Origin of the sequence: Ekhidna sp. (assembly GCF_965212185.1) — a bacterium.
Classification (GTDB): Bacteria; Bacteroidota; Bacteroidia; order Cytophagales; family Cyclobacteriaceae; genus Ekhidna.
The window spans coordinates 1572500-1582907 of sequence record NZ_OZ243102.1 but is presented as its reverse complement, the minus strand read 5'-3'; the positions used below and the strand labels follow the sequence as shown (position 1 = coordinate 1582907).

The following is a 10408-nucleotide window of genomic DNA, read 5'->3' as shown; positions in this document are numbered from 1 at the left end:
TTTATTTATCTTTTTCTAATTTTTCAATACGCTGAATTAAATTGTCAATTATCAATTCGTAATTGTCAATTTTCTTCTCCTGCTCAATCGTATGCAGCGTCAGCTCTTCAATTTTCTTAAGCAAAAGCATATTCATCTCGCCTAGCTGCACGCCATTGGCTTCCATTTCCTTGGCAGAAGGGATCTCCGGAAGGTGTTTGTTAGATTTGATGTAGGCTTCTGTTTCTTCGAGGGAGCGAAGGTTGTAAGTGGGTTCGAAGACATAGTCTGGCCATGTTCCAGATAATTCAACTTTTACTTCTTCCATGATTGCTTTTCCGTCTACCGAAAATTGGTATCCTGCCGGAACGTCCGTTCCACTAACAGCAAGCTTACCTTGGATATAACTTTGACCTGAGTTCTTAACTTGTAAATAATTAGTTGTAGAAAGAGCTCCTGAATGTTCTACTCTAAGGCGTTCAGAATTACCAGATGACTCAACAGAAAACAAAGCCTCGCCATTGCCTGGGTTAGTTGTTGTTCTTAACACTATTCCATTTAATCCTCCATTATCCTGGTCACCTAATATATATTTAGTTCCACTTCCATCATAAATTAAAATATCTCCTCCCGCTGACCCTAGGTCAATATCTAAACCAGATGAGGAGCGATTCATGAGCTTGTCAGTAAAAAGATCTCCATACGAGTTAGCGATTGTGTTACCTGTTCCACCAAATGCACCCTTATGGTTATTTGGATTAGAAACTCGGATTGTATTGTCTGTAGCATCAACAATTAAAGCAATTCCATAAATTACCGGATTTCCAGGTACTCCCTTTTTGGCTGCATTAAGACTCAAATAACCATCTAGGTTATGTGCCCCAAAGAGCAATTCTGCTGCGCCATCATTATTTGTTAGATAATTTCCTACCCCATCATTCCCTAGTTTAATGGCCATATTCCCAATACCATCATTCATCGTCCAAAATCCTGTGTAATCTCCACCAGAATCTTGAAGTTTTATCATAACCTCATTGGCTCGATTGAGAATTAATGGACTGTTCGTTTGAGCTCGAAGAAAAAACGGGCTCATTAGGATTATTGCGAATAGTTTTTTCATATCAGTGTTTTGCTTCAACCTTCTCAAGTCGTTTTATTAATTTTTCATTGCCGCTCTTTTGAGCTTCAATCAGTTTCTGCTGCTCAATGGTATGTAGCGTCAGCTCCTCGATCTTCTTTTCTAACTCACCCTGCTTCGCTTCACTTTGTTTCTGGCTATGACCATTTGCTTTTAGCTGTTGAATTAAATTGTCAATTTTTTTGGCTTGGGATGAGAGCTTTTTCTCATGCTCAATAGTATGTAGCGTCAGCTCCTCAATCTTCTTCAGCAGCAACATGTTCATCTCTCCTAGCTGCACGCCATTTGCTTCCATTTGCTTTGCGGAAGGAATCTCCGGGAGGTGTTTGTTTGATCGGATGTATGCTTCAGTTTCTTCGAGTGTGCGGAGGTTGTAGTCTGGTTCGAAGACATAGTCCGGCCAATTAATAGCTTCTACTTTAACTTCTTTGGATCGAATGGTGCCATTTACACTTAACTTATTATCAGGGCTGTCAGTATCTATTCCTATATTTCCATTTGTGCTAACATAAATTCCCTTATCAAGTCCTCCTTTTGCAGTAATTCTTAAACTATGGTAATTATTAGTAGAACGATCATAGGCCATCATATATCCGATATTACTAGAAATTCCAACATCCAAACCGAGCCCAGTGAGGTTGTCTGTCTTCCATCCTTTAAAATGACCCATATTACTAACCTGAAGGTCACCTCCATTTACTGTAAACTTTGCCTCAGGTGTTGAATCATCAATTCCAATATTCCCATTGGGGTGTAATGTTAGGCCATTCCCACCTCCTGAGGCAGTGAGTCTAAGTTTGTGATATTTACTATTGGTACGATCGTATGCCATAACATATCCCATATTATTAGAAATCCCAACGTTAAGTCCTAAACCAGTCAGTGTTCCTTCTTGCCAGCCTTTAAAATGGCCCATATTACTTACCTGTAAATCTCCACCTACTACATCTAGTTTAGATGTTGGGGAAGTTGTTCCTATTCCAACATTGCCCTTATTATCAATCATCATTCGGGTTTTAGATCCCGTAGCATAGGAGTCTGTTGTAGAGAAGTACATTTTGGTTCCCTAGGATCCATCACTTCTTGTGTAAATACCTGCCTGAGCTGTTTCACCATTGCCAGAATCTGATGCACCGAACGTTATACCACTGCCTGCATTATCAGATGAATTCTCAGGATCTAAGTGAATGATTCCTTTACTTAATCCCTGTGTGGCTTTGCTCCATACTCTACCCCCTCTTGCAAGAATGAAGGAGCGATGAATCTCAAAAACGTCATGATCACCGTAACTATAGTGATAGTTTCTAAACACGGTATAGTCAGCATCACCATCATTACCTGTCTTAATTACTAATCGATTTAAATTACTACCGTAGTTTTCAGAAAATAGATAGCTGTAGTCGCCAGACTCAGATTTTAAGTAAAGTTTAGAGGAGGTTGTTCCAATTTTAGAAAAATATAAATTAGCACCGTCCCACTTTAAGTAAGGACTAGCTCCAAATACACCAGAATTATTAAATTGAATTTCCTGATTGTTACCTGCTGGAGATTGAGCAGATGCACTAAATGTTCCAAGTAGTGCAATTACTGCACTGAGGGTGGTGAGTATCTTCATAGTGAGTGGGCTAGGTTCTTAAAATATCTGCAAGAATAACAATTTTTATTACTTAATTACAAATAGCGACATGAGCTAAACATTAATTTTATTATCAATTGACAATTAACAAATTGACTGTAAGTGCTTTCATTTCAATTAGTTATACGGCCATTAACTATGAGCAAATATTCAATGAAAAATATCATCATCATTTGCTATTAATGGGATGAGTTAAAACGATTACGGGATTGGTAGTGAATATTTTCATTGGGTAGTTTGTTTCATTAAGATTTAGAAAATTCTATGCTTATTGGATAAAAGCCACAACCAATTGATAACAAATACCTCCTTTAAAATAAGGCTAAGATTAGGAGTTATAAAGTGAGTTTTTAAAGCCAGTTGGAATCTATCCATCCTCCAAAGAAAACTAATGCGTGAATAAGGATAAAGGAAAATCTCATCCAATGAACGAAGACCCCATTTTTTTGGATAAGTGGTAGGATCTACTGAACGAATAGAACTTTAAGCATAAAAAAAGGGAGTCAAATGACTCCCTAATTTCTTTATCGGTTCGATTAGTTTAATCGATTATCCTTTGTTCTTGATGTCTTGAACTTCAAGTCTGATTTCCTGCGCAAGGTTTTTCATCTCCTGCATACCTTTTCTTACTCGAGTACCAGCGGCATTGTTTCCTTTATCATAGAACTTTTCGAAATCAGACTCCATTGATTCTACCATAGACTTTAGTTGTTCAAATCTTTTCATTGTTATAAGGTAATTAAGGTTATCGATAAATTTTAAAGTTGTGGGCAATATAGCCTAAAATCGTTAATATACAGTTTAAATAGCAGAAATATTAAGATTTTGCCACCATGGCACCCTCGACTCCTGCTTCTTTATATACTCCACTATCCAGTTTTTCTTTGATCTCTTCAAATGCATTTAATGTTTCTTCTACATCTTCCAATGTATGCATGGCTGTTGGAATGATACGTAAAATCACCATTCCCTTAGGAATCACCGGATAAACGACCATAGAGCAGAAAATCTTATAATTCTCTCTCAAATCCACTACCATGTTACATGCTTCAAATACATCACCATTCATTATTACTGGCGTAACAGGTGAATTGGTAGATCCGATATTAAATCCTCTCTCTTTAAAGCCATTTTGAATAGCATTTACAATTGTCCATAACTTCTCTCGAAGTTCTGGCATTGTTCGTAACATCTCCAAACGCTTCAGTCCTCCAACTACCAGTGGCATTGGAAGTGATTTAGCAAAAATCTGAGAACGAACCTTATATCTTAAATGATTAACAATATCAGATGGTCCAGCTATGAATGCTCCAATACTGGCCATTGATTTGGCAAAGGTAGAAAAATAGATATCTACACCGTCCTGAACGCCATAATACTCTGCAGTTCCAGCACCAGAATCGCCCATCGTTCCAAACCCATGTGCATCATCTACTAAAAGTCTGAAATCAAACTTTTCTTTAAGCTTTACTATCTCATCCAGTTTCCCAGTATTTCCAGTCATCCCGAATACACCTTCGGTAATTAACAAAACACCACCTCCTTGCTCTTTCGCTAGCTTATTTGCTCGCTTTAGCTGTTTTGCACAGTTTTCAATGTCATTATGAGGAAATACAAAACGTTTACCAATATGCATACGCAAAGCATCAATGATACATGCATGACACTCAGCGTCATAAACAATAACGTCTTTTCTGTCAACAAGCGCGTCAATCACAGACATGATCCCCTGGTAACCATAGTTTAGAAGCATACCAGTTGGTTTACCAACAAAATCAGCTAGCTCCTGCTCCAATTGGTCATGGTAATCAGAGTTTCCTGTCATCATACGAGCGCCCATTGGGTACCCTAGTCCCCATTCTGCAGTTGCGTCGGTATCAGCCTTACGTATATCCGGATGGTTTGCTAATCCCAGGTAGTTATTTAAGCTCCAAGCCAATACCTCATTTCCTTTAAAAGTCATTCGAGGTTTTATTTGACCTTCTAACTTTGGAAAGAAATAATAATTCAGATCCTGATCTAAGTACGAATATTGACCTAAAGCCCCTTTATCGCTGAGTAATTTCTCAAATAAATCCATTTACTTGTGTTCACTTTTTCAAACAAGTTGCAAATTTAGCAGAATGCACATACAATGAATGTAGGCTTTTAGATAAACTTGCGCTAACGATTGAAATTATGTCAATAAAGAAAATATTAGTCGCCAACAGAGGCGAAATAGCCATCCGCGTAATGAGATCAGCTAAAGAGCTGGGGATCAAAACAGTAGCTGTTTACAGCGAGGCAGATAAGCTGCTTCCACATGCCTCCTATGCTGATGAAGCTGTAAATATCGGGCCAGCTGCTGCATCTGAGTCTTATTTGGTTCATGATAAAATCATTGATGCCTGTAAGCAAACGGGTGCAGATGCCATCCACCCCGGGTATGGTTTTCTTTCAGAGAATGCTGCTTTTGCTGAGCGAGTAGAAAAAGAAGGGTTGATTTTCATAGGACCATCCCCTGAAGCCATCCGCATCATGGGTGATAAGCTTACTTCTAAGCAGACGGTTCAAAAGTTTAATGTCCCTCTTGTTCCCGGTATGGATGAGCCGATTAATGATGTGGAGAAGGCTAAGAAAGTGGCTAATGAAATCGGATACCCGGTCATGATCAAAGCAAGTGCCGGCGGTGGTGGCAAAGGCATGCGTATCGTCAATGATCCCAAAGATTTTGAAGAACAGATGGATCGTGCGATGAGTGAAGCACGTAATTCGTTTGGTAATGATGAAGTTTTTATAGAAAAATTCATCTCCTCCCCTAAGCACATAGAGGTTCAGATCTTAGGCGATCAGCACGGTAACATCGTCCATCTATTTGAACGAGAATGCAGCATTCAACGTAGGCATCAAAAAGTTGTAGAAGAAGCGCCTTCTGCCCTACTCACACCAGAAAGAAGAAAACAAATAGGAGAAGCGGCAGTAAACGTTGCTAAATCCTGCAGCTACTATGGTGCTGGAACGGTAGAATTCATCGCTGATGAAAATCTTGATTTCTATTTTCTTGAGATGAATACTCGCCTCCAGGTAGAGCATCCGGTTACAGAATTGATTACAGGAGTTGATCTTGTTAAAGAGCAAATTGCAATAGCTAACGGCGAAAAAATAAGCTTTAGTCAAGATGATCTTACCATTAAAGGTCATAGTTTGGAAGTGCGGGTATACGCAGAAGATCCGGAAAATAACTTTTTACCAGATACCGGTAAATTAAAAACATACATCAGACCGCAGGGAGCTGGGGTTCGAGTGGATGATGGGTATGAACAAGGTCAGGAAGTATCCATTTATTATGACCCAATGATTGCCAAACTGATAACTTATGGTAAGGATCGAACAGAAGCCATTGACCGAATGAGACGTGCCATTGCTGAATACCAAATTACAGGTGTAAAAACCACACTTACTTTCTGTGATTATGTTTTAGGACATGAAGAGTTTATAGATGGGTCATTCACAACCAAATTTGTTGAGTCTCATTATAGTCCCGAAGTACTTAAGAAAGAGGTTTCTAAAGAATCAGCTGAAATAGCAGCCTTGATAGCAAATGAATTGGTAAATAAACAAGTCAAAAAGGTTTCAACAGAGGAAAGAAAAGTAGTCCAAAGCAAGTGGAAAGAACGCTTGAAGTAATATTCTAATGGCAGAAATAAAACCACTACGGGCCTGGCGGTACAATAAGGACTTGGTAAAGGACATTGACAAGTTGGTTTCTCCTCTTTTCGACGTTGTATCAGAGAGTCAACGTGAAGCGCTTTATGAGGAAGAATATAACAGTATTCATCTTTCTGTGCCCAGAGGAGATGACTCGGCTGATGGAGCCTCTACCAGATTGTCTTCATGGAAAAAGGACGGTATCATTAACCAAGATGAACTTCCATCCATCTATGTGTACTATCAATACTTTACCCTGCCTGGCTCTGATCGGGAGCGAATACGAAAAGGCTTCATTGCCAATCTCAGAGTCTACGACTGGGAAGAAAAAGTGCTTTTACGTCATGAGAATACCATGCCTTATTCTGTCAATGATAGAATGGAGATTTTGGATAAAACCCAACTAAATGTAAGTCCTACTCACGGCCTCTATACCGACCCTACCCATGAGATCGAAAAGTACCTGGATGAGGCTATGATGGATCCACTTTACGAAACTGAAGATTATCAAGGCGTTCGTGACGTTTTCAGTATCATCCATGATGTAAAGATTATTAAACGTATCATTGAAATTATTGAGGACAAACAGATTATCCTTGCTGATGGGCACCACCGGTATGAAGGTTCTCTATTGTATCAAAAAGAACGCGAAAAGAACAATCCAGATCATACGGGAAACGAAGGATACAATTATCACCTCATGTATTTCACTAATACTGAATCTGATGATTTGAGGATCCTTCCCACTCACAGAATTGTCAAGGATTTGCCTGATTTTTCAAGAGAGGAGCTGCTTTCTCGATTAGAAAAGTACTTTTTCATTAAAACGATACAAGAAGCAACGGATGTCAATGAAGTCATTTTAGGTAAGCAATGGGCCTTTGGTCTTTTAATTGGCGATGAAGCTTATAAAATCCGTTTGAAGCCTGAAATGATAGATACCATCACCTGGGATTTCCCGAGAACAATCAAAGAACTTGACCTGACAGTGATGCATTACTTTGTGTTTGAAAAATGTTTGGGAATCAAGGGGAAAGATCAACGAGGAAGTCAAAATCTCACGTTTGAACGGAACTTTGTAAAATGCTTACAATCCGTAGTAAAAAGTGAAGCTCAATGCGCAATTATCACGAAGGACATTTCAATAGAGACTGTAAAAGAGGTTTGCTATAGCGGATACACGCTTCCTCAAAAGAGTACCTATTTCTACCCAAAAGTGATTTGCGGGTTTCTGTTTGGTTCGATAAAAGAAGACGAATTCAATTCATTTTTTGATGAAGCATTTCAATAATCTCATCTTGGCATCCAATTCTCCGCGAAGAAAGCAATTGCTAGAGGATGCTGGGTTTGAATTTAGCGTTAATACCATTGATTTTGATGAAGTGTTTCCTGAAGATTTGGAAGTTCATAAGGTTGCTGAATACCTGGCCATTGAGAAAAACAAGGCTCACAGAGAGGCTTTTAACAGCGGATTGATATTAACAGCTGATACGGTTGTGATCTTTACGGATAAAATTTTGGGTAAGCCTTCTAGCTCAGAGGAAGCCAGAAAAGTCTTGAAGATACTATCAGGTAAAATCCATGAAGTTATGACTGGCGTTTGCATCAGTAGTGAAGAAAAGCAGGTTGCTTTCTCCAATCTAACTGAGGTGAAATTTCATGAGCTTTCTGAGGATGAAATCGATCACTATGTAAACACTGCAAAACCGATTGATAAGGCCGGAAGTTATGGAATTCAGGAATGGATTGGACTTATTGGTGTGGAGTGGATTAAAGGATCTTACTTTAATGTTGTGGGCTTGCCGGTTGACCAGGTCTATCAGGTACTTAAGCAAGAGTTTTAAGTTTTATGAAACTCATTTGATCCTGGCTTGTTCCAATTATATGGCAACAGTAGTATTCCAAAATGTAGCGCACGAACATATTCGAAAAGCTTTTTTAAACGTCCTCCATCAATATGACAGTTTAAATGATTACAAACTCATTTTAAAACAACGAAAAGTGAAAGGCACAACGATGCAGGCGCAACCTGTCATTAACCTTACAAAACTCCTTGGAGGACCTGATAGATATAAAATCAAATTAGCAAAGTATGTCAGAGACAGTAATTCTCTACTGGTTTCAGAGCTACCAGAAGATGTGTTATGCGGATGGTTTGCGCATGAACTTGGACATGTGGTGGATTATGCTCCTCACTCCACCTTTGGCATGATTAAATACGGTATTAAATATCTTGTCTCAAAGAGTTTCAGAAAAGAAGTAGAGCACAGAGCAGATGAAATAGCCATTGAAGCTGGTTTTCATGAGGAAATACTAGCCACCAAGCGTTATGTTTTTAGCCATGATCTCATTGATGATACTTACAAAGATCAAATGAGAAAATATTATATGTCAATAGAAGATGTTGAGATGTGCATAAACAAAAAAATGCCATTGCAACCTACACCTTAAGAAATATAATCTAAGAAATCTTGCATCTTCTCCTCTCCCATTACTTTCGGAGTTTTCACCTGCCCACCCTTCTTTTTACTGGAATCTAAAAAGTCGAAATACTCATCTTTGCTGATTGCAGAAACTCTGATTCCCGTTAGCGCTTTACCTCGTGCAACTCCATAGTTTTTATTTGCTTCCTTTAGTGCCTCGTCTAATTTTTTGCTGAATAATGTTTTATCGATCTTATTTTCAGAAACAACCACCCATTGATGGATATATTCATCATTTTCATTTTTAACTGCTGCCACACTGTATTCATTCACTGTAACCCCAAGTTCTTCGGAAACTGATAGAAGTGCTTCATCCATTTTTTCCTCAGAAAGCTGCGATCCAACGACATTCAAAAAGAATTTTGTACGCCCTGTGATCTTAATATCATGGGGATCAAGTCTGGTAAATTTGATTGTATCGCCAATCATATATCGCCACGCTCCAGCACACGTACTGATGATCAACACATAATCCTGGTCTGTTTCTACTTCATCTATGGTAAGAGTTAAAGGATTGTCAATCAACTGACCAAAGTCATCTACTCCACGCTCATCAAATGGTACAAACTCATAGAAATAGCCATGTGAAAGTGCCAGTCGCATGTCCATAGAATCAGGATTTGTGCTATAGGAGAAGAAGCCTTCTGAAGCCAGATATGTATCCATAATGGTAAGTGGTTTTTTACAAATTTTTTCAAAATCCGTACGATATGTCTCAAAAGCTACCCCGCCACTTGCATACACAGTGAGATTTGGCCAGATGTCATGAATCGTTTCAAGATTATGACCGCTTATTACTTCTTGGAGCAACAACAATACCCATGATGGAATACCTGCTATTGCACCAATGTTCCAATTAGGGGCCTCTTCTACAATTTTAGCTACACGATTGTCCCAGTCGGAAATACTTGCTATGTCTTTTCCTGGTCGATAAAAGAAATCGTACCAGTCTGGAAAGTTGCTAACATTGATACCACTGATTTCTCCTTCCATATGACCTTTTTCATTCTTGCTGAGATTGGCACTGCTGCTAAGCATCAATATCTCGCTTTCAAACAATTCTTCAGGAAAATCATAATTAGGAAGCTCACGTATCATGGATGTACCAACATCCCTCATGCTTTGAAGAAAGTCTTCAGTGATTGGAATACGCTTGCTAGACTTACCAGTCGTGCCACTACTAAGCGCAAAAAATGATGGTTTTCCTGGCCATGTAATGTCTTCTACCGATTGCTGCTGATGCCACCATCGCTCATGAATATCTCTGTAACTGTGAATAGGTATTTTCGATTGAAACTCTTTGATTGGGTCATTTGAATTTAGGATTTCATCAAATCCATAAAATTTTCCAAATGAAGTACTTTTAGCTTTAGCGAGTAAAGAAATCAGTTGCTCACTTTGTTGCTGTGAACTACTCTTTAGATCAAAGCTTAGCTTCTGATTTAACTCAATTCCTTTTTTTATCAGGTTGCCAAGTAAGGCCAT

The 10408-nt window shown here is 38.8% G+C and carries 10 protein-coding genes; 4 read left to right on the top strand and 6 right to left on the bottom strand.

The genetic code is table 11. From position 1 onward, the window contains the following. Position 1 precedes the first annotated feature (1 nt). The 5 genes from ACOMC3_RS06930 to ACOMC3_RS06910 form a co-directional block, all read right to left on the bottom strand. Entirely contained in the window at positions 2 to 1099 is a 1098-nt protein-coding gene (locus ACOMC3_RS06930) for a hypothetical protein (RefSeq protein WP_420318808.1), read from the bottom strand. A 1-nt stretch (position 1100) separates the two neighbouring features. Further along, positions 1101 to 2174: a hypothetical protein gene (locus ACOMC3_RS06925; RefSeq protein WP_420318807.1), complete on the bottom strand. Its 1074-nt coding sequence runs from the start codon at positions 2172 to 2174 to the stop codon at positions 1101 to 1103. 9 nt (positions 2175 to 2183) lie between these two features. Beyond that, positions 2184 to 2732, bottom strand: a complete 549-nt coding sequence (locus ACOMC3_RS06920) for a hypothetical protein (protein WP_420318806.1) — start codon at positions 2730 to 2732, stop codon at positions 2184 to 2186. Between the two features lie 570 nt (positions 2733 to 3302). Next, on the bottom strand, positions 3303 to 3479 hold the full coding sequence (locus ACOMC3_RS06915) for a histone H1 (protein WP_420318805.1): 177 nt from the start codon (positions 3477 to 3479) through the stop codon (positions 3303 to 3305). 91 nt (positions 3480 to 3570) lie between these two features. After that, complete coding sequence (locus ACOMC3_RS06910) at positions 3571 to 4833, bottom strand: aminotransferase class I/II-fold pyridoxal phosphate-dependent enzyme (protein ID WP_420318804.1); 1263 nt, start codon at positions 4831 to 4833, stop codon at positions 3571 to 3573. 95 nt (positions 4834 to 4928) lie between these two features. Between ACOMC3_RS06910 and accC the strand changes: the two genes are divergently transcribed. Genes accC through ACOMC3_RS06890 form a run of 4 tightly spaced genes read left to right on the top strand, consistent with a single transcriptional unit; the run spans position 4929 to position 8891 of the window. Continuing rightward, a complete protein-coding gene (gene accC, locus ACOMC3_RS06905; RefSeq protein ID WP_420319307.1) occupies positions 4929 to 6419 on the top strand; it encodes an acetyl-CoA carboxylase biotin carboxylase subunit in 1491 nt (496 codons plus the stop codon). A gap of 7 nt (positions 6420 to 6426) precedes the next feature. Next, the gene (locus ACOMC3_RS06900; RefSeq protein WP_420318803.1) at positions 6427 to 7731 is read left to right on the top strand and encodes a DUF1015 domain-containing protein; all 1305 of its coding nucleotides are present in this window, start codon (positions 6427 to 6429) and stop codon (positions 7729 to 7731) included. Next, positions 7715 to 8284, top strand: a complete 570-nt coding sequence (locus ACOMC3_RS06895; RefSeq protein ID WP_420318802.1) for a Maf family nucleotide pyrophosphatase — start codon at positions 7715 to 7717, stop codon at positions 8282 to 8284. The genes ACOMC3_RS06900 and ACOMC3_RS06895 overlap by 17 nt, the downstream gene beginning before the upstream one ends. Before the next feature lie 40 nt (positions 8285 to 8324). Beyond that, positions 8325 to 8891, top strand: coding sequence for a hypothetical protein (locus ACOMC3_RS06890; protein WP_420318801.1), 567 nt, complete (start codon positions 8325 to 8327; stop codon positions 8889 to 8891). Here the strand turns inward: ACOMC3_RS06890 and ACOMC3_RS06885 are convergent. Further along, positions 8888 to 10408, bottom strand: a complete 1521-nt coding sequence (locus tag ACOMC3_RS06885) for a GH3 family domain-containing protein (RefSeq protein ID WP_420318800.1) — start codon at positions 10406 to 10408, stop codon at positions 8888 to 8890. The genes ACOMC3_RS06890 and ACOMC3_RS06885 overlap by 4 nt on opposite strands.

What these genes read in the sequence shown, in the direction of transcription:
- ACOMC3_RS06930 (WP_420318808.1), bottom strand. Translation starts at nt 1,099, where the DNA reads ATGAAAAAACTATTCGCAATAATCCTAATGAGCCCGTTTTTTCTTCGA.
- ACOMC3_RS06925 (WP_420318807.1), bottom strand. Translation starts at nt 2,174, where the DNA reads ATGTACTTCTCTACAACAGACTCCTATGCTACGGGATCTAAAACCCGA.
- ACOMC3_RS06920 (WP_420318806.1), bottom strand. Translation starts at nt 2,732, where the DNA reads ATGAAGATACTCACCACCCTCAGTGCAGTAATTGCACTACTTGGAACA.
- ACOMC3_RS06915 (WP_420318805.1), bottom strand. Translation starts at nt 3,479, where the DNA reads ATGAAAAGATTTGAACAACTAAAGTCTATGGTAGAATCAATGGAGTCT.
- ACOMC3_RS06910 (WP_420318804.1), bottom strand. Translation starts at nt 4,833, where the DNA reads ATGGATTTATTTGAGAAATTACTCAGCGATAAAGGGGCTTTAGGTCAA.
- ACOMC3_RS06900 (WP_420318803.1), top strand. Translation starts at nt 6,427, where the DNA reads ATGGCAGAAATAAAACCACTACGGGCCTGGCGGTACAATAAGGACTTG.
- ACOMC3_RS06895 (WP_420318802.1), top strand. Translation starts at nt 7,715, where the DNA reads ATGAAGCATTTCAATAATCTCATCTTGGCATCCAATTCTCCGCGAAGA.
- ACOMC3_RS06890 (WP_420318801.1), top strand. Translation starts at nt 8,325, where the DNA reads ATGGCAACAGTAGTATTCCAAAATGTAGCGCACGAACATATTCGAAAA.
- ACOMC3_RS06885 (WP_420318800.1), bottom strand. Translation starts at nt 10,408, where the DNA reads ATGGCCTTACTTGGCAACCTGATAAAAAAAGGAATTGAGTTAAATCAG.